The 21,615-nt window shown below is 55.2% G+C and carries 20 protein-coding genes; 10 read left to right on the plus strand and 10 right to left on the minus strand.

What is annotated here, in order from left to right; genetic code table 11:
• The first annotated feature begins 35 nt into the window (after nucleotides 1-35).
• Both INT20_RS00710 and sixA read left to right on the plus strand, forming a co-directional pair.
• Complete coding sequence (locus INT20_RS00710) at nucleotides 36-1,103, plus strand: NAD(P)H-dependent glycerol-3-phosphate dehydrogenase (protein ID WP_193053820.1); 1,068 nt, start codon at nucleotides 36-38, stop codon at nucleotides 1,101-1,103.
• The gene (gene sixA, locus INT20_RS00715; protein ID WP_193053819.1) at nucleotides 1,096-1,578 is read left to right on the plus strand and encodes a phosphohistidine phosphatase SixA; all 483 of its coding nucleotides are present in this window, start codon (nucleotides 1,096-1,098) and stop codon (nucleotides 1,576-1,578) included. Before INT20_RS00710 ends, sixA begins: the two co-directional genes overlap by 8 nt.
• Before the next feature lie 77 nt (nucleotides 1,579-1,655).
• Here sixA and gatB read toward each other — a convergent pair whose 3' ends face one another.
• From gatB to gatC, 3 genes are all read right to left on the minus strand, one after another.
• Nucleotides 1,656-3,110, minus strand: a complete 1,455-nt coding sequence (gene gatB, locus INT20_RS00720) for an Asp-tRNA(Asn)/Glu-tRNA(Gln) amidotransferase subunit GatB (RefSeq protein WP_172116296.1) — start codon at nucleotides 3,108-3,110, stop codon at nucleotides 1,656-1,658.
• Nucleotides 3,110-4,570 carry an Asp-tRNA(Asn)/Glu-tRNA(Gln) amidotransferase subunit GatA gene (gene gatA / locus INT20_RS00725; protein WP_193053818.1) on the minus strand — a complete coding sequence of 487 codons (1,461 nt, stop codon included), beginning with the start codon at nucleotides 4,568-4,570 and terminating at the stop codon, nucleotides 3,110-3,112. The genes gatB and gatA overlap by 1 nt, the downstream gene beginning before the upstream one ends.
• A 112-nt stretch (nucleotides 4,571-4,682) precedes the next feature.
• Entirely contained in the window at nucleotides 4,683-4,970 is a 288-nt protein-coding gene (gatC, locus tag INT20_RS00730; RefSeq protein WP_087109458.1) for an Asp-tRNA(Asn)/Glu-tRNA(Gln) amidotransferase subunit GatC, read from the minus strand.
• Between the two features lie 234 nt (nucleotides 4,971-5,204).
• On the opposite strand from gatC, the gene INT20_RS00735 reads away from it, so the two are divergent.
• From INT20_RS00735 to tldD, 7 genes are all read left to right on the plus strand, one after another.
• Nucleotides 5,205-6,242, plus strand: coding sequence for a rod shape-determining protein (locus tag INT20_RS00735; protein ID WP_087109456.1), 1,038 nt, complete (start codon nucleotides 5,205-5,207; stop codon nucleotides 6,240-6,242).
• A gap of 24 nt (nucleotides 6,243-6,266) precedes the next feature.
• Entirely contained in the window at nucleotides 6,267-7,208 is a 942-nt protein-coding gene (mreC, locus tag INT20_RS00740; RefSeq protein WP_193053817.1) for a rod shape-determining protein MreC, read from the plus strand.
• Nucleotides 7,208-7,696, plus strand: coding sequence for a rod shape-determining protein MreD (mreD, locus tag INT20_RS00745; protein ID WP_172116300.1), 489 nt, complete (start codon nucleotides 7,208-7,210; stop codon nucleotides 7,694-7,696). Before mreC ends, mreD begins: the two co-directional genes overlap by 1 nt.
• A gap of 2 nt (nucleotides 7,697-7,698) precedes the next feature.
• Nucleotides 7,699-8,301: a Maf family protein gene (locus INT20_RS00750; protein WP_193053816.1), complete on the plus strand. Its 603-nt coding sequence runs from the start codon at nucleotides 7,699-7,701 to the stop codon at nucleotides 8,299-8,301.
• A 74-nt stretch (nucleotides 8,302-8,375) separates the two neighbouring features.
• Nucleotides 8,376-9,839 (plus strand): ribonuclease G, encoded by a 1,464-nt coding sequence (gene rng / locus INT20_RS00755; protein WP_193053815.1) that lies wholly within the window; start codon nucleotides 8,376-8,378, stop codon nucleotides 9,837-9,839.
• 4 nt (nucleotides 9,840-9,843) lie between these two features.
• Complete coding sequence (locus INT20_RS00760; RefSeq protein WP_193053814.1) at nucleotides 9,844-13,710, plus strand: YhdP family phospholipid transporter; 3,867 nt, start codon at nucleotides 9,844-9,846, stop codon at nucleotides 13,708-13,710.
• A complete protein-coding gene (tldD, locus tag INT20_RS00765) occupies nucleotides 13,707-15,161 on the plus strand; it encodes a metalloprotease TldD (protein ID WP_193053813.1) in 1,455 nt (484 codons plus the stop codon). Before INT20_RS00760 ends, tldD begins: the two co-directional genes overlap by 4 nt.
• Nucleotides 15,162-15,164: 3 nt before the next feature.
• On the opposite strand, the gene yjgA is transcribed toward tldD, so the two are convergent.
• On the minus strand, nucleotides 15,165-15,686 hold the full coding sequence (yjgA, locus tag INT20_RS00770; RefSeq protein ID WP_193056271.1) for a ribosome biogenesis factor YjgA: 522 nt from the start codon (nucleotides 15,684-15,686) through the stop codon (nucleotides 15,165-15,167).
• A gap of 96 nt (nucleotides 15,687-15,782) precedes the next feature.
• On the opposite strand from yjgA, the gene pmbA reads away from it, so the two are divergent.
• Complete coding sequence (pmbA, locus tag INT20_RS00775; protein WP_193053812.1) at nucleotides 15,783-17,123, plus strand: metalloprotease PmbA; 1,341 nt, start codon at nucleotides 15,783-15,785, stop codon at nucleotides 17,121-17,123.
• 10 nt (nucleotides 17,124-17,133) lie between these two features.
• On the opposite strand, the gene INT20_RS00780 is transcribed toward pmbA, so the two are convergent.
• The 6 genes from INT20_RS00780 to lptB all read right to left on the minus strand — a co-directional run bounded on the left by INT20_RS00780 (nucleotide 17,134) and on the right by lptB (nucleotide 21,613).
• Entirely contained in the window at nucleotides 17,134-17,403 is a 270-nt protein-coding gene (locus INT20_RS00780) for an HPr family phosphocarrier protein (RefSeq protein WP_172116307.1), read from the minus strand.
• 60 nt (nucleotides 17,404-17,463) lie between these two features.
• Nucleotides 17,464-18,378: an RNase adapter RapZ gene (gene rapZ, locus INT20_RS00785; protein WP_193053811.1), complete on the minus strand. Its 915-nt coding sequence runs from the start codon at nucleotides 18,376-18,378 to the stop codon at nucleotides 17,464-17,466.
• Between the two features lie 67 nt (nucleotides 18,379-18,445).
• Nucleotides 18,446-18,916, minus strand: a complete 471-nt coding sequence (locus INT20_RS00790; protein ID WP_193053810.1) for a PTS sugar transporter subunit IIA — start codon at nucleotides 18,914-18,916, stop codon at nucleotides 18,446-18,448.
• 4 nt (nucleotides 18,917-18,920) lie between these two features.
• Complete coding sequence (gene hpf, locus INT20_RS00795; protein WP_172116309.1) at nucleotides 18,921-19,229, minus strand: ribosome hibernation-promoting factor, HPF/YfiA family; 309 nt, start codon at nucleotides 19,227-19,229, stop codon at nucleotides 18,921-18,923.
• Between the two features lie 98 nt (nucleotides 19,230-19,327).
• Complete coding sequence (locus INT20_RS00800) at nucleotides 19,328-20,740, minus strand: RNA polymerase factor sigma-54 (protein WP_193053809.1); 1,413 nt, start codon at nucleotides 20,738-20,740, stop codon at nucleotides 19,328-19,330.
• 123 nt (nucleotides 20,741-20,863) lie between these two features.
• Nucleotides 20,864-21,613 carry an LPS export ABC transporter ATP-binding protein gene (lptB, locus tag INT20_RS00805; protein ID WP_193053808.1) on the minus strand — a complete coding sequence of 250 codons (750 nt, stop codon included), beginning with the start codon at nucleotides 21,611-21,613 and terminating at the stop codon, nucleotides 20,864-20,866.
• Nucleotides 21,614-21,615 lie beyond the last annotated feature (2 nt).

Genomic DNA, 21,615 nt, shown 5'->3' on the forward strand with positions numbered 1-21,615 from the left:
TGTTACTTTTCGCGTGATTTTTTCAGGACATCCTTATGGCTGAGCAGCAAATCAAGGTCGCGGTGCTGGGAGGTGGCAGTTTCGGTACGGCGCTTGCCAGCATCGCGGCGGATAACGGTGCCCATGTGCGTCAATGGATGCGAGACGAAGCGCTGGTCGCACAAATTAATCAAGAGCACCGTAACGGTCGCTACTTGCCTCACTATGCGATGAATCCTGCCGTTCAAGCCTCAACGGACCTGCACACGGTGCTGGACGATGCCGAGCTTGTGCTTATCGCCATTCCCTCAAAGGCGTTTCGAAGCGTGGTGCAGGCCGCGAAACCTTGGCTAAAGGCAAGACAAATTCTGGTCAGTACCACCAAAGGTATTGAGTCGGATAGCTTTCTGCTGATGAGTCAGGTGTTAGCGGATGAAACCGGCTTTTCCCATATTGGCGTCATCGCAGGCCCCAACCTTGCCTCAGAAATAGCCGATAAGCAGCTAACGGCGACAGTGATTGCCAGTGCCGATGCGCTAACGCGCACCCGTGTGCAGCAAGCATTGGGCTGCCGCTACTTTCGTGTTTATGCCAGCAATGATCGCCACGGGGTGGAATTGGGCGGTGCACTTAAGAATATTTATGCCATTGCGGCGGGCATGGCCGCTGCGTTGGGTATGGGGGAAAATACCCGCAGCATGCTAATGACTCGGGCGCTGGCTGAAATGAGCCGCTTTGCCGTGGCCCAGGGGGCTAACCCCATGACATTCCTTGGCCTTGCCGGGGTGGGCGACTTGATTGTGACCTGTTCGTCGAACCTGTCGCGTAATTATCGCGTGGGGTATGCCATGGGCGAGGGGCGCAGCCTTGAAGAGGCTGTTTCCGCGCTTGGCCAAGTGGCTGAAGGCGTCAATACGGTTAAGCTGGTGTGTGCCAAGGCGCAGGAAATGGGTGTATATATGCCGCTTGCCGAAGGCCTCTCCCATGTTCTCTTCGGCGGTGTGCCTGCCCAGGAGATGGCGCGTACGCTGATGATGGGCGAGCAGAGCAGTGATGTAGAATTTATTCTGCCCCGTGAGGCAGTTCAGCAGGCCCATTTGGATAATCGAGGCTGGCATGAGTAGCTTATTCATTATGCGCCACGGAGAAGCAGCGCCCGGCTTTCTGGATAGCAAACGGCTGCTCACCCCGCAGGGGGAGCACGAAGCCGCCATGATGGCGCAATGGCTGGCTGCACGCTTGGCAAAAGGGGAGCTTTTCGTACCGGTTCTCTATGCAAGCCCCTATGCGCGTGCGCAACAAACGGCACGTATTGTCGCTGAGGCATTAGGCTGTTCGCTAAGCACGCTGGACTTTATAACCCCAGAGGATGACCCGGCCAAGGTAAGCGAATGGTTGTTAACACAGCCAGACAGCGCGCCGATAATGCTGGTCAGCCATATGCCGCTGGTGGGTAATCTGACGGAACTGCTGGTGGAGGGCAGGCCGGGCCAGGGGCTGGGGTTCGACACCGCGGGCATTGCGGAGTTAGAGGCAGATGTATGGGCAGCAGGCTGCGCTCAGTTAGCGCGTTATATGTCGCCAGGTCAGTTGGCTTGAAAGAACCGTTTTAAGGTAATAAAAACGGCGGCCCCAAGGCCGCCGTTCGCGTTGCTGTACGAGCCAAACGTTGATGCTTACAGCAGCGCGTCGAGCTTCTCTTTTAACACGCCGTTAACCTGCTGGGGGTTAGCCGTGCCGCGCGAGGCTTTCATTACCTGACCCACAAAGTAGCCAATCATCTTGCCGCGTTTTTCAGGTTCTGCGTCGCGATACTGCGCGACCTGAGCCGGGCTTTCAGAGATCACCTGGTCGATCATGGCTTCAATCGCGCCGGTATCAGTGACCTGTTTAAGCCCTTTGGCTTCGATGATGGCGTCGGCACTTTCGCCCTGGCCATTCCAGAGCGCCTGGAAGACCTGCTTGGCGGCTTTGCCGTTGATCGTATCGTCAATCACTCGGCTAAGTAGCTCGCCCAGCTGGCGCGCCGATATGGGGCTGCTGTTGATGGCGAGGTTCTCACGGTTAAGCGCCCCGGAAAGCTCGCCCTGTACCCAGTTTGCGGCCTGCTTGGCATCACCGCAACCTTGGTGAACCTCCTCAAAGAACTCGGCCATTTCACGGCTGGCAGATAGCACCGCGGCGTCATAAGCAGAAAGGCCTAGCTCACTCTTGAAGCGCTCACGCTTGTCGGCGGGCAGTTCAGGCAGTTGGCTGCGTAAGTGGTCCAGGTAAGCGTTATCAAGTACGACGGGCAGTAGGTCGGGGCAGGGGAAGTAGCGGTAGTCGTTGGCTTCCTCTTTGGTCCGCATGCTGCGGGTTTCATCGCGCTCAGGATCAAACAGGCGCGTCTCTTGAACGACAGTACCACCGTCTTCGATGAGCTCAATCTGGCGCTCTACTTCAAACGCAATCGCCCGCTCGACAAAGCGGAACGAGTTAACGTTTTTGATCTCTGCCCGGGTGCCAAAGGCTTCCTGGCCTTTCGGGCGCACAGACACGTTCACATCGCAGCGCATTGAGCCTTCGGCCATATTGCCGTCGGAAATGCCCAGATACGTAACGATGGAGTGGATCGCTTTAAGATACGCGGCGGCTTCTTTGGCGCTGCGCATATCCGGCTCGGAAACGATCTCTAGCAGCGGAGTGCCTGCACGGTTTAAATCGATGCCGGTCATGCCTAAAAAGTCTTCGTGCAGCGACTTTCCAGCGTCTTCTTCCAGGTGCGCATGGTGAATGCGAATACGCTTGGTAGTATCGTCATCCAGGGTAATTTCCACGTCCCCAGGACCCACTATGGGCTGATACATCTGGCTGGTTTGATAGCCTTTGGGTAGGTCCGCGTAGAAGTAGTTTTTGCGATCAAATACCGATACTTCAGCAATATCCGCATGGACCGCTAGACCAAACTGAACGGCCATGGCCACGGCCTGCTCGTTGAGAACAGGCAGCGTTCCTGGAAGGCCCAAATCAACCGCGCATGCTTGGGTATTTGGCTCAGCGCCAAACGCGGTAGAAGCACCAGAGAAAATCTTGGAGCGAGTCGCGAGCTGTACGTGGACTTCCAGCCCAATTACGGTTTCCCATTGCATTAGGCGTGCTCCTCGGCAATAGCAGGAAGTTGAAGGTGCCAGTCGGTCGCTTGCTGATACTGGTGCGCCACATTTAAAAGCTGCGCTTCAGCAAAGTGCGTACCCAGAATCTGTAAGCCTACTGGGCGGCCGCCGGCAAAGCCTGCGGGTACGCTGATGCCGGGGATGCCCGCCAGGTTCACGGCAATCGTATAAATATCCTGCAGATACATCGAGACCGGATCTTTTTTGGCACCCAGGTCAAAGGCCGGCGTCGGCGAGGCCGGCCCCATCAAGACGTCAACATCTTCAAACGCGTCTAAAAAGTCCTGGCGAATCAAGCGGCGAACTTTCTGCGCTTTGGTGTAGTAGGCGTCAAAAAAGCCTTCAGAAAGAGTATGCGTACCAATCAGAATGCGTCGTTTGACCTCTTCACCGAAGCCTTCGGCACGGCTGCGCATGTAAAGATCGACTAAATCGACCGGCTCATTGCAGCGGTATCCAAAGCGCACGCCGTCATAGCGCGACAGGTTGGAGGAAGCTTCCGCAGGGGCGATGACGTAGTAGGCCGGAATCGCATAGTGAGTATGCGGAAGGCTCACTTCGCGTACCGTCGCACCCAGCGACTCATACACGCTTACCGCGTCACGCACGGCTTTTTCGACCTCGGGGTCTAGTCCGTCACCAAAATACTCTTTCGGTAGGCCGATTTTTAGGCCTGAAAGCGGTGCATTGAGGGTTTCGGTATAGTCAGGCACACCGCGGGCGACGCTGGTGGAGTCGCGTACGTCGTGACCCGCAATCACGTTCATCAAATGCGCGCAGTCGGAAGCCGAGCGGGCCATGGGGCCTGCCTGGTCCAGGCTGGATGCGTAGGCAATGATGCCGTAGCGCGAAACGCGCCCGTAAGTGGGCTTCAACCCCGTAATGCCGCAAAAAGCCGCCGGCTGGCGAATAGAGCCGCCGGTATCGGTACCCATGGCCGCAGGCACAAGGCCGGCAGCGACTGCAGCAGCGCTTCCGCCGGAACTGCCGCCGGGAACAGCGGTTGAATCCCAAGGGTTTTTAACCGCACCGTAGTAGCTATTCTCATTGGAGGAGCCCATGGCGAACTCATCCATATTGGTTTTACCCAGGCTGATGGTGCCGGCCGCATTAAGCTTCTCTACGACGGTGGCATCATACGGCGCGATGAAGTTATCCAGCATTTTGGAGCCACAGCTGGTTTTTACATCGCGTGTACAAAAAATATCTTTTAACGCCAAAGGAATGCCGGTAAGCAGCCCGGCATTACCCGCTGCGCGTGCTTTATCGGCCGCTTCGGCCTGATTAAGCGCCTGTTCAGCGGTCACGGTAATAAAGCTGTTGATCTTGCTATCAGCTTTTTCAATTTTTTGTAAATAGTGCGAGGTTAACTCGCGGCTGGAAAACTCACCACTTTTTAAGGCGGCAGCGAGTTGCGTTAACGTTTTATCAAGCATGACCCGAAAGCTCCGTTCGAGAACGTATGAAAAGTGTGGAAACCGTCGTTAAAACTGTCTTTAAAACCGTCATTAAAACTGTCGTTAAAACAGCCTTAAAAACACGGCTTTCTTACTCAACGACACGGGGGACCAGATATAGGCCGTTTTCCACTGCCGGAGCACAACGCTGAAAGGTGTCGCGCTGGTTGGTTTCGGTTACTTCGTCCGCACGCAGGCGCTGGGTGGCGTCCAATGGGTGTGAAAGCGGAGAAACTCCCTCTGTATCAATGCTTTGTAATTGGTCGACCATGTCCAGAATGCGGCTTAGATCGTCTACAAAGCCAATAGCCTGGTCATCGCTGACGGCGAGTCGGGCCAGATGCGCAGCCCGGCGCACATGAGATTCTTCAAGCGCCATGATCGAAAATTCCTCGCTAAAACGTGAGATGGAACATATTCCGCGTTATACGGTATACAATCAGTCATCGAAAAAAACGTCTTGTGTAGCAGACGTGGAAAATAGCCGCAAAAGGTAGCACATTTTGACCTCCGCGGGCAGTGTTCAGCGCGACTCGTGCTTGCTGCCAAGGGGTTGCGGTGATACCGTTTGCATCCGCACAGGGTTCCCGGTCTGCACTAGGTAACAACATCCATGTTCAAACGTTTGAGGGGGCTGTTTTCCAGCGATCTGTCGATCGATCTGGGTACGGCCAACACACTGATTTATGTTCGCGGTCGTGGCATCGTGCTTGATGAACCGTCCGTTGTCGCCATTCGCCAGTCTGGCAGTATGCGTAGCGTGGCATCGGTAGGTGCCGACGCAAAGCGCATGCTGGGACGTACGCCTGGCAATATTACCGCCATCCGGCCCATGAAAGACGGCGTTATCGCCGACTTTACAGTCACCGAGCAGATGCTTCAGCACTTTATTCGTAAAGTGCACCAGAGCACCTTCCTGACGCCTAGCCCGCGCGTACTGGTATGCGTACCGTGCATGTCAACGCAGGTTGAACGGCGAGCGATCCGTGAGTCCGCTGAAGGGGCTGGCGCCCGTGAAGTGTTCCTGATCGAAGAGCCAATGGCTGCTGCGATTGGCGCAGGGCTGCCAGTTGAGGAAGCGCAAGGTTCGATGGTGGTAGATATTGGTGGTGGTACCACCGAGATTGCCATTATTTCGCTTAATGGCGTGGTGTATTCAGAATCGATCCGCGTAGGCGGTGACCGTTTTGATGAGGCGATCACCGCGTACGTGCGCCGCCACTATGGCAGCTTGATTGGTGAAGCCACGGCTGAGCGAATCAAGGAAGAGATTGGTTGCGCCTACCCCGGTGGTGAGCTGCGTGAAATCGACGTCCGTGGGCGTAATTTAGCGGAAGGTATACCGCGCAGCTTCACGTTGAACTCGCACGAGATTCTGGAAGCGCTGCAGGAAACGCTTGGCTCGATTGTCGCCGCTGTTAAAAGCGCACTTGAGCAGTCGCCCCCAGAGCTTGCTTCTGATATTGCGGAGCGCGGTTTGGTGTTAACAGGCGGTGGCGCGTTGCTGCGCGACCTCGATAAGCTGATTGCTGAAGAGACGGGATTGCCGGTCATCGTTGCCGAAGACCCACTTACCTGTGTGGCAAGAGGCGGCGGTAAAGCGCTTGAAATGATCGATCAGCACACTTTTGAGCTGCTCTCAAGCGACTAATTTTTAGCGGTTTATCGCGGGGGATTGCCTATTAAACCGCTATTTTCACACGGGTCGCTGCCGGGCTACCGGCTGTTTTTCTGCGTGCTGGCGGCAAGCGCCTTGATGTTTGCCGACCACCGATTTACACGCATGGAAGGCGTGCGCGCCCAAATGACGATGGTTGTTGCGCCTGTTCAATGGATTGTTAGCGTGCCTAGCGATCTATTGAATTGGGGCGCGCTCGCGCTGTCTGATCAGCAGGCATTGGTGGACGAAAACCGCCGACTGCGCGAACAAATTCTGACGCTGTCTCATCGTGGGCAGCGCATGGCCAACCTGACGGCTGAAAATACCGAGCTTCGTCATCTATTAAACGCCGCAGAACGGCGCCAAATTCCTTATATCAGTGCAGAGCTGCTTTCCCTGGATAATGACCCGTTTAGCCATCAAATGGTGGTTGATCGTGGGCATCGTAACGGGGCGTATGTTGGGCAGCCTGTGATTGATGCGTCGGGGCTGGTAGGCCAAGTGACAGCCGTTTCAGCGTACTCTAGTCGTGTGCTGTTGCTGGCAGATGCAAGCCATGCATTGCCGGTTCAGATTAACCGTAACGGATTGCGCTTTATTGTCCAGGGGGCTGGTCGCTATGGCAGCGTCAATGTATTACACGTGCCAGACACGGCGGATATTCGGGAAGGCGACTTGCTCACCACCTCAGGGATTGCCGGTCGTTTTCCACCAGGATACCCCGTTGCGCGCGTTACCAACGTTTATCATGACCCCGGCCAGCCATTTGCGCATGTAACGGCTGAACCTACTGCCCAGTTGCAGCGTGCTCGTCATTTCTTGCTACTTTTCCCACCGCCGCGCGAAGACATCGAAGATTCAATTTGGGATGAGTCCATGGATATCTCAGCCAGCGCGATACATGCAGCCCAGCGCCTTGCGCCAGCGGTACCTGCTGACCCTCAGGAGGTTCGCTAATGGCGCGTGCACCTGTTGTACCTTTGGTAGTGGTGTGGTTTAGCTTGATTCTGGCGCTGTGTTTGCAAGTCATGCCACTGGCCGAGGGGTGGCAAGTTTATCGGCCTGAATGGATCGGGCTAATGCTGATTTACTGGTGTATGCGTTCACCTGACCGAGTCGGTGTCTTCCATGGCTTTGTGCTTGGGCTGCTGCTTGACCTGGTAGAGGGAACGGCGCTTGGTCAACATGCGCTGATATTGTCGTTATTAGCGTTTCTATGCGCCCTGGTGTATCCGCGCTTTCGAGCGTACTCACTGGTTCAACAGTCGCTATTGGTGCTGGTGCTGCTTGGCCTGGTGCAGTTAGTCGAGCAGTGGTTACGTACCTTAACCGGGGAGTTCTCAATACACCTCTCTTTCCTGATGTCGGCGTTAATCAGTGCCTTTTTATGGCCATGGTTAGCTACCATGTTTAAGGCACTGGAAAGACGCTTACTGGGGGCTTAGGCATGCAGTCAACGCTGGCTACTACATCATCGCCCATGCTTTGTTTGGCGTCTGCTTCACCCAGGCGGCGAGACCTGCTGGCGTCCATTGGGGTGACGGTGAGTGTTATACCCAGCGATGTAGATGAAACGCCGAAACAGGGAGAGTCAGCAGCGGCTTATGTACAGCGTCTTGCGGTTGCCAAGGCCTTGGCCGCTGCGCCGAAGACGCTGTTACCGGTGCTTGGGTCGGATACCGCCGTAGTGGTAGACGGTACTATTCTGGGCAAGCCGGTTAATGCAGACGATGCCGCCGCCATGCTGAGGCAGTTGTCGAATCGGACGCATCAGGTGCTGACGGCGGTGGCTGTTACGGGGCCCAAGGGGGTGCTGTGTTGCTGCGTAACGACGGACGTCAAGATGCGACAGGTCACCGCTCAGGAAATTAGCGATTACTGGTTAACGGGTGAGCCAGCGGACAAGGCGGGCGGATATGCCATACAAGGCTTGGCCGCCATTTTTGTCGAAGAAATCAAGGGTAGCCACTCTGCCGTTGTGGGTTTGCCGCTTTATGAAACGGCGCAGTTGCTTGGCCAGCAGGGAGTGCCTATTTGGATGGGGCATTAATACTCGCACACTTATTCGTCGTCTCATGCCCCCTGTAACGGGTGTGATATACGTGAACCGAGAAGGAATTTTGCATGAGCGGTGAAGTCCTCATCAATTTAACGCCCATGGAAACACGGGTTGCGCTCGTTGAAAATGGCGTTTTGCAAGAGGCGCTTATAGAGCGCTCACGACGACGTGGCATTGTAGGTAATATCTACAAAGGCAAAGTGGTTCGCGTATTGCCTGGCATGCAGGCTGCCTTTGTCGATATTGGCCTTGAGCGCGCGGCGTTTATCCATGCCCATGAAGTTATGCCCTCCGGCACGCCCGTTGATGAGCAGCAAACCATTGGGCAGTTATTGCACGAGGGGCAAGCGCTGGTTGTACAGGTAACCAAGGACCCCATTGGTACGAAAGGGGCGCGTCTTACCACGCACCTCTCTATTCCCTCTCGCTATCTGGTGTATATGCCCGACTCTCCTCATCATGGAGTTTCGCAGCGCATTGAAGATGAGCGTGAACGCGAGCGCCTGAAGGCCCTGCTGGATAGCAGCATTACTGAGCAAACATTGGAAGTGACTGGCGGCTTTATCGTACGCACGGCCGCTGAAGGCGTCGGCGATGAGGAGCTGGCGGGCGATATGCACTTTTTGCTGCGTATCTGGCGTAAAGTTACCGAGCGCAAAATTAGTGCGGCGCCGTCCAACGTCATTTATGACGACTTGCCGCTGTTTATGCGTACCTTGCGCGATGTGATGCGTGATGACATCGAGAAAGTGCGTATCGATTCTCGGGAAAATTTTGTCAAGCTGGTCGAATTTGCCGAAGAGTTTATGCCTTATGCCGTGGATAGAATTGAGTACTATCCAGGCGAGCGGCCCATTTTTGATCTCTATAGTGTAGAAGATGAGATTCAGAAGGCGCTGGGCCGCAAGGTGCAACTGAAGTCAGGCGGATATCTGGTTATTGACCCGACCGAGGCGATGACAACCATTGATGTCAATACGGGGGGGTACGTTGGGCACCGCAACCTCGAAGAGACCATTTTCAAGACCAACCTCGAGGCAGCAACGGCCATTGCCCGCCAGCTTCGGTTACGCAATCTGGGCGGTATCATCATCATCGATTTTATCGATATGGCGGAGGTAGAGCATCAGCGCCAGGTTATTCGTGTGCTTGAAAAAGCGCTGGAGCGTGATCATGCCAAGACCAAATGCACCGGTGTTACCGAGTTAGGGCTTGTGCAACTGACGCGCAAGCGTACTCGTGAGAGCCTTGAGCAAACGTTGTGCGATGCCTGTCCTACGTGTAGCGGACGCGGCACGCTCAAAACCCCTGAAACGGTGTGCTACGAGATCTTCCGCGAGATTCTGCGTGAAGAACGCGCCTATAGCCCTGAAACGTATACCGTGCTTGCTTCCCAGGCCGTCGTTGATAGGCTGCTGGATGAGGAGTCGGCGGCAGTGGCAGACTTGGAAACGTTTATTAATAAAACGATTCGTTTTCAGGTGGAGCAACACTACTCACAAGAGCAGTACGACATTGTGTTGATGTGATGCCATGACGATCCGCTCGCTGACGCGTTGGAGTTTACTTCTGCTTGCCTGGGGACTGGGCGGTATTGCGGTAATAGCGCTGCTTTTCCGGCTCATGGTCAGTCAGGCAGATACTTTGACGCCGCATGTTGAAGCTTTTTTGGAAGCTCAGATTGGTGTGCCGGTAACGATTGAAAACCTCTCCTTTTCAATGGCGCGTAGTGAGTTGATCGTGGAGCTTGAAGGCTTTGGGGCCGAAACGCCGAGCGGTCAGCCGCTTTTTTCACTGCGCCAAGCCGAGCTGCGTCTGGATATTGGCGCATCGCTACGTAATCTCTTGCCTATTTTTAGCGATATCAGATTACATCAAACCGAATTTCACCTTTATCAAGGAGTGGACGACGTTTGGCAGTGGCCCGACCCTGCCAAGCTGCCGGTGCATATAGCGCCAGAGCAGGATGTTGACCTGCCAACCATTGATGCCTGGACGGAATGGGTATTGCGCCAGCAAATCTGGATTGATGACACACGTGTTGTGCTGCACGGCAAGCAAGAGCGCGTCATGCTCGAAGCTCCTGCGCTGTTATTAGCCGGCAATCAGCAAGGGGCAAAACTTCAGGGTACGGTCGACGTTCTTGATTCGGAGCGTAGCGAAGCGCCACCAATACCCGCTGTACAGCTACTAGCGGAAATGCAGCCGGGCCGAGATGGCCTGAACGACTTCTCTGCCACGTTGAAGCTGGAGGCCCAGTTTGATCAGTTACTGACGCTGGTTGAGCTGTTTCGGCCAGAACATGTGCCGAACCTGGAGCAGGCCGGAGGCGATGCACGCGTGTGGGGCCGCTGGTATGAAGGCGGGCTTCAGGAGGTGCGCCTTGCCATCGATATCCCTGAGCTAGTGCTGCGCCAGGATATTCAGTTCGCCGTGCTAAGAAACATACAAGCACAGGGTGAGTGGCAACGCGAAGGAGAGGGCGGTGAAGCGTGGTTAAGCGGTAACGCAGAGAGTGTTGATTGGGCCGAACCTGGCGAGGCGATAGAAGGCCCAGCACTGCCGCATCACTGGTACCTGTCTCATCGGCCAGGCCAGTGGGCGCTGCGTACCAGTGCTTTTGAGCTGGCTTCACTCACTGCTTGGCGAGACTACGTATTGTTACCCGAATCCGTGACGCGTGTACTGGAAACGCTGGCTCCGAGGGGGCGGGTGCAAGGGCTGAGCTTAGGCCAGAAGGAGGGTAGCTGGGAGGTCGATGCGGCGTTAACCAGCGTCGAAGTATCGCCCTGGGAAGGCGCACCAGGTGGCGGCCCCATGGATGCCTGGGTTCAAGCTCGGGACTCCCGTGGTCGGGTGACGTTTAATAGTGCCGGTGACAGTTCGCTCTATTTCCCAGACTTGTTCACCGAACCCATGCAGCTTCAGCAGGCTGAGGGCATCGTAGAGTGGGTCTACGATGGACCTAATACGATGGTCAGCGGCCGTCAAATTAACGTGGATTGGGACGATGCCCAGATAAGCGGTGGGTTTGGGTTAGTGGTTGCAGAGGAGACAGGTCGGTTCGGACTGGATATCGATTTTGCCAATGTCGATGCGCTTGAGCGCCCTCTGGGTCAATGGCTGCCCTTACATGTATTCGATGAGGAACTGCGTGACTGGCTGCTAGATGATATTGGCGGCAAGGTGCCTAATGGTTCGCTCAAACTGAGTTTGCCTATCGAGAGCGACATTAGCGCTGATGATATATCCGCAACGCTGGCACTAAAGATAACCGAAGGGCATTTGCCTATTGCCCCCGGCTGGCCTCGCCTGGAGGATGTTGAAGGGCGTTTAACGTGGCAAAATCAGGTGCTTGAAGCGCGGGTTGAGCATGCCCAGAGTCGCGGTATAACCGCTTCACAAGGCGAGCTGACCATGCAAGATGAGATACTCAATGTGTCGGGTAACCTGCATGGCGATGGCTCCGCCCTGATCGCATTTTTAACATCGATACCTGATGTCGATATGAATATTCTCAACGACCTTCAGGCTGAAGGCGAGGTAGAGGCTGATTTAGCCATATCGCTACCTCTGGAAGCGCCAGATAATTTCCAGCTGGAAGTCAATGCAGTCCCTGCGCTCACCCGTGTCGCTTACGCCCCCGTGGGCGAGGCGCTTCGGGCGGTAAAGGGCCAGTTAACCTGGCAGCAGTACGGTGACAGCATGGCGCTAATAGGCAGTGTCGATGGACAGCTATTGGGCGGCGATATTAGTGCTGACATGCATACCCAGCGAGACGGTATCCGCTTGCGGGGGCAAACGCCGGTGGCGTCACTTTTCTCATTGGTGGATATACCTGCCGAGCAAGGCAAGCAGCTGCTTGATGGAACGATGCAGTGGCAAGGGCGCGTAACGCTTGAGCCAGGCCCTGCGCTATCTCTAGAAAGCCAGCTTGAAGGGGTGCGTCTTGATCTGCCTGAACCTTTTGCCAAGGCTGTAGGCGAGCCTTGGCCCTGGACGCTTAATGCTGATTTCGACAGTGGCCGGGTGGAGAGCCGCTTGGCCGATATCGCGCATTTACGCTTAAAGGATCGGTTAGGTGACGTGTCAGGCAACCTGCATGTGGCGGATGCTGAGGTAAGCGCACCCGAGTGGCCGATGCAGTCTGGCTTTCGCTTACAGGCAAACCTTCCTCGCATTGACCCAATGGCGTGGCAACAAGCCGTCGCTCCACTGTTTCGAGGCGACCAGGGTGTGAGCGGTGATCTAACCGCTCAACTATCCGGTCAGCATCCGCCGTTGGAGTTTTCCCTGGATACCGCTTGCCTTGTCTATCAGCAAGCATGCGCTGGTGATGCGGCATTAATCGGCAGTGTACAGAATGGCACAGTTACCGCAGCGCTTGAGAGCGACTTGGTGACGGGGCATCTTCGCTATCAGCAAGCAGCTCAGCACCCTCTGGATATCACCATTAGCCAGTTAGCACTGGATCGGCTGACTAATTTGGCAGATACGAGCAGTGAGTCAGAAACGACCTCGCCGGATTCCTGGCTCGGTGAAGTGGAGACGCAGCGCACAGTGCCTGCGGCTATTCCTGAGTGGCTGGCTGAGCTACCCGATGGGCGACTTCGGTTGGCGGAAATGAGCATGGGGGAAAGCCGTTTCGGGCCTTTATCCGCCTATTGGCACACTGAACCAGGCCGGTTTTCGCTAATGCCGGTTGGGTTAACGCTTGGGCAACTTTCTGCTCGTGGTGAACTCTATTGGGAGGGCGATGCCTCGACCAGTCGAACCCAGGCCAATATTTCCATTGAAGGCGGCGATGTAGGTACCGCTCTTGAGCGCATGGATCAACCCGTTGCCTTACGCAGCCGACGTACTACCGCAACCGCCAATCTTGGCTGGGCAGGCGCACCATGGCAGTTCTCGTTAAATCAGGCGCAGGGCGACATAGGCATCGACGTGCAGGATGGGCGCTTTATGCATCTGGACTCTGCACCGGTGCGTCTCGTTGGCCTGCTGAATTTCGATAATATATTGCGTCGATTGCGGTTGGATTTTTCTGACGTCACCGGCACGGGTACCGCTTTTGATCGCGTTGACGGCACGGCAGCTATCGAAAATGGCCAGCTTTCGTTGAGCGAGCCATTGCAAATTAAAGCACCTGCCGCCAACTTAACCCTAACCGGTAATGTTAACTTGCTTCATCGAGAGCTTGATTTGCGCCTTGGCGTTGTGATGCCGGTGACGCAAACACTGCCCATTGCCGCCATTGCGGTGGGCGCTCCTGTTGTAGGTGGCGCACTATTTATTGCTGATCAGCTTTTTGGCAGCGCTCTGGACCGAGCGACGACCATTCATTATCGCGCGCGAGGCCCCTGGACTTCGCCGCAGGTTACTTTAGAAGGCTCCGAATGACCGCATTTAAGAGCGATATAGACTCCGCCGTTTCCATTCTTCTTACGCCGGGTGGCTTGGACCTTGATGGGCTTGATAAAGGCCTTGAGTACGCCATGGGCGCGGGTGTGGATTACGCCGATCTCTACTTTCAGCGCACCTGGACAGAGGGCTGGGTGTTGGAGGATGGTGAGGTAAAAGAGGCAAGCTACAACATTGATGGCGGTGTGGGCGTCCGCTCCCTGGCCGGAGAAAAAACCGGCTTTGCCTACTCCAATCAGATTAGTGCGGATGCGCTGATCGATACCGGGCGCACGGCCTCAGGCATTGTGCGTAGTGGCAAGCGCTTGCCTGGGCAGTCCGTTAAGCCGGTTTCAGTGGCCCCTTTTTACGCTGGTGTTGATCCTTTAGCGGGGCTGACTGCTGAAGAGAAGGTCGCCATGCTAAAAGAAGCTGATCGCATCGCTCGCGCGGCTGACCCTAGCGTTTCTCAGGTAAGCGCCTCGCTTTCAGGCACTTACGAAGTAGTTCTGGTGCGTGCCAGTGATGGCACTTTGGCCGCGGATATTCGCCCGCTGGTGCGCTTTAACGTTAGCGTAATTGCCGTGAAAAATGGCCGCAGAGAGCGCGGCAGTGCAGGCGGTGGCGGACGCTACTCCATGGCTCGCCTGCGTAATGAAGGTGTTGCCGAGCGATACGCAAAAGAGGCCGTACGCCAAGCGCTCGTCAATCTTGAAGCGGTCGATGCGCCAGCCGGGCAAATGCCGGTGGTACTGGCTTCTGGCTGGCCGGGTATTTTGCTGCACGAAGCCGTCGGCCATGGGCTGGAAGGTGATTTCAACCGTAAAGGCAGTTCGGCATTCTCGGGTCGTATGGGGCAACGCGTCGCTGCCAAGGGTGTGACGGTGGTCGATGATGCCACGATTGCTGATGGTCGCGGCTCGTTAAGTGTCGATGACGAGGGCACGCCCGGGCAAAACACGCCGTTGATCGAAGACGGCATTCTTACTGGCTATATGCAGGACAAGCTGAATGCCCGATTAATGAACATGGCGCCAACCGGTAATGCTCGCCGCGAGTCGTTTGCGCATTTACCCATGCCGCGCATGACCAATACGGTCATGCTGGCAGGCCAGGATGCACCCGAGGATATTATCAAAAGCGTCAAAAAAGGTATTTATGCCGTTAGCTTCGGTGGCGGCCAAGTGGATATCACCTCGGGCAAATTTGTATTCTCAGCCAGCGAAGCCTACCTGATTGAGGATGGTCGCATTACGGTTCCCGTTAAGGGCGCCACGCTGATTGGTAATGGGCCGGAGGCGATGGGGTGTGTCTCCATGATCGGCCACGATATGGCGCTGGATACAGGCATTGGCGTGTGTGGCAAAGAGGGTCAAGGCGTACCGGTTGGGGTGGGTCAGCCCACACTAAAACTGGATGAGCTAACCGTTGGCGGTACGCAGTCCTCGTAAGTGTTAAAGCGCCAGCGTGTCGCGGAGAAGTTTGAACAGCTTACGCGAGCTGGCGGGTGGTTTGTCCTGATCGCGCTCATGCTGAGCGTTGCGCACTAACTGACGTAGCGCTTGGCGATCCGCGTTGGGATAGTCTGCCATAAACTGGTCAACGGCAGGATCGCCTTCTCCAATAAGCCGGTCCCGCCACTTTTCAAGACGATGAAAGGCATGGTCGCGCTGCTCTTTTTCCTGCTCAATTGAGTCAAAGACACCTTGAATCGCGGTCAGGTCCTCTTTGCGAACCAGCTTGCCGACATACTGCATATGACGGCGGCGCCCTTCGTGGGAGCGAATACGAGAGGTCTCTTCGATAGCGCGCAGCATGTCGTCGGAGAGAGGAAAGCGGGCACGCTCAGCAGGTTTCATGGCGATTAAGGTTTCGCCGAGCGCTTGGAGTGCATGCATTTCGCGTTTGAGCTGCGACTTGCTGGGGCGCTCTTCGGGTTCTTGAGTATCAAGGGGCTCGGGGCGTTTCTTCGGCATAGTAAGGCTCACAGACAAGATTCGTTGGCAGCATTATATCAGGCTGCGACAAGAACATTGATTCGGCGATGAGATTCGTACGAAAAAGGAGGCTATATGGCACAGGCATTTGATGCATCCTCGCAGCAGGCACTGTTAACCGCGCGTGCAGAAGAGGCGTTGACCTTGGCCAAGCGCCTGGGAGCCGATGCGGCGGAAGTGGGCGCAAGCGTTGATCAGGGCGTGGGCGTTAGCGTGCGCTTGGGCGATGTGGAGACGGTTGAGCTTTCACGAGACCAGGGCATTGCCGTCACGCTTTACGTCGGCAAGCGCAAAGGAAGTGCATCGTCGAGTGACGCCAGCAGTGCCTCGATTCAAGCAACGGTTGAGAAAGCATTAGCCATTGCGCGTTATACCGGTGAAGACCCGGTGGCTGGCTTGGCGGATGCCGATCAGATGGCGACCGAATTGCCGGACCTTAAGGTTCATTACCCGTGGGCGCTGACAACTGAGCAAGCAATCGACCTTGCGCTTGCCTGCGAGCAGGCGGGTCGTGACGTTGAGGGTATTAGTCAGTCAGAAGGCGCGTCGCTTTCAAGCGGTGAGGGCGTACGGGTTTATGCTAACAGCCATGGTTTTTTAGGTACCCAAAAAGGCAGTAGTCACTCCCTTTCATGCATGCTCATTGCTCAGGATGAAGGCGGTATGCAGCGGGACTATGACTATACCTCTGCGCGTAATCCACAGCATTTGCGCGACCCGAGTGAAGTAGGGCGCGAGGCCGCGGCCCGTACGCTGCGCCGGTTAGGTGCCAAGCGGCCGCCAACTGGCACCTTTCCCATTCTGTTTGATCCTTCGCTGTCTAGTGGTCTGGTTGGGCATTTATTGGGCGCGTTGGCGGGTGGTGCGCTGTATCGCCAATCCTCTTTCTTGTGTGACCGTTTGGGCACGCCGTTATTTCCTGAGTGGTTTAGTCTGGAAGAGCGCCCTATGGAAATAGGAGCGACCGCCAGTACGCCGTTTGATGGAGAAGGTGTACAGACACGTAATAACCGCTTTATCGAACAGGGGCGTATCGCAAGCTATATGCTTTCGTCCTACAGTGCCCGTCGCTTGGGCATGCAAACCACGGGGAATGCTGGCGGTGCCCGCAACGTGCGTTTAGACGCACCCTTGCAGACGCGTGATGCGCTGCTTAAAACGATGGGTCGAGGCATTTGGGTTACCGAACTAATGGGCCAAGGCGTGAACGGCGTAACCGGGGATTACTCGCGTGGTGCGGCGGGCTTCTGGGTCGAGAATGGAGAAATCCAGTATCCGGTTGAAGAATTTACCATCGCTGGAAACCTTGAGCGTATGTTCTCAGGCCTTGTCGGTATCGGAAGTGATATCGATACGCGCGGCAGCATTCATACGGGCAGCTGGTTAGTGGATGCGATGACCGTCGCCGGTAGCTAAAAAAGCCGCACTACTGATCTTCGTCAAAGCGGGCGTCGAACAGCGCTTGGATTGCATCAAGCGCTTGTTCGGCATCCTCGCCTTCCGCACAAATCCGCAGTTGGGTGCCGCAGGGTGCGGCCAGCATCAATAGCGACATGATGTTGGCTGCATCAGCCATTTGCTGCTGTTTATACACCTGTATGCTGGCGGAGTAGTGCTGGCTGCACTTCACCAGTTTTGTGGCGGCGCGGGCATGTAGGCCGCGCTGATTGGTAAGCGTTAAGGTTCTTTCTGGCACCCTGGTTCCTTTTTTCCGAGTGGTGTCATTAGGCATAAGCGTTTACGTAGGGCTGGGCGTCTACTCGGAAAATGGAGGAGCCGTCGGTGGCTCTGCCCGGGTTCCTCGTAGCGTGTATTGCAGCTCCAGTTCTCGGTGACGCAACTGGACTTCGCCGATGAGCGGTGCCAGCTTTTGCGCCAGCTGTTCGGCAATATACACAGAACGGTGCTGCCCGCCGGTACAGCCAATAGCCACCGTCATATAGCTGCGCTGACTATTTTGGTAAGCAGGCAGCCAGCGCTCAAGCATTGCCTGAATATCATGGCTCATCTCTTCGACAATCGGGTAGCCGCGCAGAAACGCAATAATCGTGGCATCACGTCCTGTGTACTGGCGTAGCGTTGGGTCCCAATAAGGGTTGGGCAGGCAGCGTACATCAAAGACTAAATCTGCATCCATGGGTACGCCATGCTTGTAGCCGAACGACTCAAAGGTGAGTGTTAGCTGGTCTTTGCGCTGGTGGGCTACCTGGTCTGAAATGCGCCGACGCAGGTCGTGGACCGATAAGCGTGATGTATCAATCCGCAGGTCGGCCAAATCACGTATTTCGTTGAGCGTCTCTTCCTCTTTCTCTATCGCCTCTTCAAGCGTCATATCACTGTTGCGCGTTAACGGATGGCGTCGCCGTGTCGCAGAATAGCGTTCCAGTAAAATACGTGAATCGGTGGTTAGATAGATAACCTGACAATCTATAGGCCGCGCGCGCAGCTCTTCAAGCAGTGCGGGAAGGCGCTCAAGCGCCGCTGGCAGGTTGCGGGCATCAATACTGACCGCTAGATGCGTGCGCTCACCCTCGTCACGGAGTTCGTCAACCAAAGAACCAAGCAACATGGCGGGGAGATTATCAATGGCGTAATAGCCAATATCTTCCAGCGCTTGTAATGCGATTGATTTGCCAGAGCCAGAGCGGCCGCTAATAATCACCAGTTGCATAGTGGCTCTCTCTGATTGAACGTATAAAAGGGATAACGCATGAAAATGTGTTAGTCGTTATGGGCGATTATGGAGCGGCCTGTTCGCGAATCTTGCCCATTAGCAGGTCAAGCAAATCGTGCTGGCTGCTGGTTTTGCGTAATGCCTGGCGTGTGCTCGCATCATTCATGATGGTGGCCACTTGGCCCAAAAGCGACAAATGCGTGTCGTCAGCCTCTTCGGGAACCAGCAGCACAAAGACGAGGTCGACCGGGTCGCCATCAATAGCATCAAAATCAATAGGTTCTGATAATTTTAAAAAACCCGCAATAGGCGTAACGCAATGTGGGCTGCGCGCATGGGGGATGGCGACGCCGTTACCGATCCCCGTGCTGCCAAGACGTTCCCGGCCGATCAGTCGGCTGAAAACTTCCTGGCTATCCAGACTGGGTGTATTTTGAGCGATAAAGGTGCTGAAAAACTCCAGCACCCGCTTTTTGCTGCCCCCGGGCACGTCGTAAAGTACGCGCTCCGGGGGGAGGATGGTTTCCAACGTCATTGAATTAACGCACGCCAGCGCCTTGGGCGCGAGCTTGTGCTTTTTCCTTGTGCTTAACGAGTTGACGATCAATTTTGTCTGCTAAGGCGTCAATAGCGGCATACATATCGACATCTTCGGCGTCGGCATGTAAGTCGGCGCCTGCCGCATGAAGGGTGCACGCGGCATGTTGGCGCTCCTTCTCAATAGATAAGGTGACTTGTACCGTGGTGATGTGGTCGTAATGACGTTCGATGCGTTCAAGTTTTTCATTAACGTAGTCACGCAAGGCGTCAGTCAGTTCTACATGATGACCCGTGATATTTACTTGCATTGACGTGCTCCTTATCCATCGGACTGAATTTCGATTGTAACCCTTTTTACGGTGTTGCAAAGCCCCTGTCGCGAGTTTTGCCATTTCTCTTGTAACGACTAACGCAAACGACGACGTTCACTTGATGAGGGAATGCCCAGCGACTCACGATATTTCGCCACCGTACGGCGTGCCACTGTGATGCCGCCATCTCCCAGTAATGTCACCAAACGACTGTCCGAAAGAGGTTTGCCGGGAGGCTCATCTTGAATCAACTTTTTAAGCCGGGCGCGAATCGCGGTGCTTGAGTGGCTGTCTGCGCCATCCTGCCCGCTAATTTGGCTTGAGAAAAAGTACTTGAGTTCGAATACGCCCCGTGGGGTATGGATATATTTTTGTGTGGTGACCCGAGAAATGGTTGATTCGTGCATCTCAACCGCCTCGGCAATATCGGCAAGAATCAACGGCTTCATCGCTTCTTCACCGTGCTCTAAAAAACCGATTTGGCGAGTGATAATCTCGCGCCCTACGCGTAGAAGCGTGTCGTTGCGGCTGGACAGGCTTTTGATTAGCCAGCGCGCTTCTTGCAAGTGCTCTTTTAAAAACTGGTTATCCTGACTCTTGTCTGCACGCTTGATTAAGCTGGCGTAGTCGGGCTGGATACGCAGCCGGGGCAGGGCTTCAGGGTTAAGCTCCAGGTGCCAGCCTTCATGGTCATGACGTACGACCAGGTCGGGCGTGATATAGCTATCGTCGGTGACGCCATAAGCGCTGCCTGGGCGTGGGTCCAGGCTTCGGATCAGACCGATCACATCGTCTAGCTGCTCATCGTCCAGGCTTAGGCGGCGCTTTAATAGGCGCATGTCATTTTTGCCCAGCGCTTCAAGAAACTGACGAACCAATCGGCGCGCGGGAACCAGTAGGGGCGTGTCGTCGGGGAGCGTTGCTAGCTGAAGCATCAAACATTCGCGCAAGTCACGGGCGAAGACGCCCGTTGGCTCGAACTGCTGTAAACGCATCAGAATGGTCTCCATCTCTCGCTGGCTGAGACCTTCGATGCTCTGAGCACGTAACCCATCGCGGATATCGTTGAGCGGCTGCGTCAGGTAGCCATTGGCGTCCAGTGCATCAATCAGGCTTTCGGCGATTAGCTGCTCACGAGCCGTAAAGTCGGTCATCGCCAGCTGCCAAAGGAGATGTCCATGCAGGCTTTGTCCCGCGGCCTGGCGTTCAAAATCGGGGCCTTCGCTGCTGCCAGAGCTACCCATGTCCTGGTAAGTATCAGACCAGTCGCTATCGACAGACAGTTCCTCGGGAATGCTTTCTGACCACTCCTCGTCAGGTGTTTCGACGGTCGCCTGCTCGCCGAACTCGTCTTCCTGCTCCAGCATTGGGTTGGCATCCAGTGCCTGCTGAATTTCCTGACGTAGATCCAATGTCGATAGCTGTAGCAGTGCAATCGCTTGCTGCAGCTGAGGTGTCATGGTCAGCTGCGTACCGATACGCAATTGGAGAGAAGCTTTCATGACCATCTGAGAACCACTCGTTAATCGGAAAGCTTCACCCTAGTGCGAGTCATGTTGTTGTGCAAGTGCAATAAGCATGCCACTGATAAAATTTTTACTGCAGATCACTGTTTAGCGGTGAAATTAAATTCATAAGCGAAAATCAGCACCCAGGTAAACTTCCCTCACTTTTTGGTTATCAAGGATAGTCTGAGGGCTGCCGCCAGCAATAATGTGGCCGTCACCGACAATATAGGCGATATCGCAAATATCCAGTGTTTCTCGGACGTTATGATCAGTAATTAGCACGCCAATGTGGCGCTGTTTTAAGGCGCGAATAATGCTCTTGATTTCACCAACCGAGATGGGATCGACACCTGCAAATGGCTCGTCCAGCAAGATAAACGCGGGCTCTGTGGCCAAGGAACGGGCAATTTCGACGCGTCGCCGCTCGCCGCCGGAAAGGCTCATGCCCAGGTTGTCACGGATGTGGGTAATATGAAAGTCGTCAAGCAGGGCCTCAAGCCGCTGCTCTCGTCCTGCCCTGTCCAGATCTTTGCGGGTTTCCAGAATCGCCATAATATTATCCGCAACCGATAGCTTGCGAAAAATAGACGCTTCCTGGGGTAGATAGCCAATGCCGGCCATCGCGCGTTCGTGCATGGGAACGCGGGTTAAGTCTTGCTCGTCGATACGCACCGTACCCGCATCAGACTTCACCAGACCCACAATCATATAAAACGATGTGGTTTTACCCGCGCCGTTAGGGCCGAGCAGGCCTACCACGCTGCCTTGAGCAATCTCCAGGCTAATGTCTTTAACCACGCGGCGGCGCTTATAGCTTTTTGCCAAGTGATTGGCGTAAAGAGTTTTTATGGGCGGTGCTTCCGCAATAGACATGG

The sequence above is a fragment of the Halomonas citrativorans genome, assembly GCF_014898005.1.
Lineage (GTDB): Bacteria > Pseudomonadota > Gammaproteobacteria > Pseudomonadales > Halomonadaceae > Vreelandella > Vreelandella citrativorans.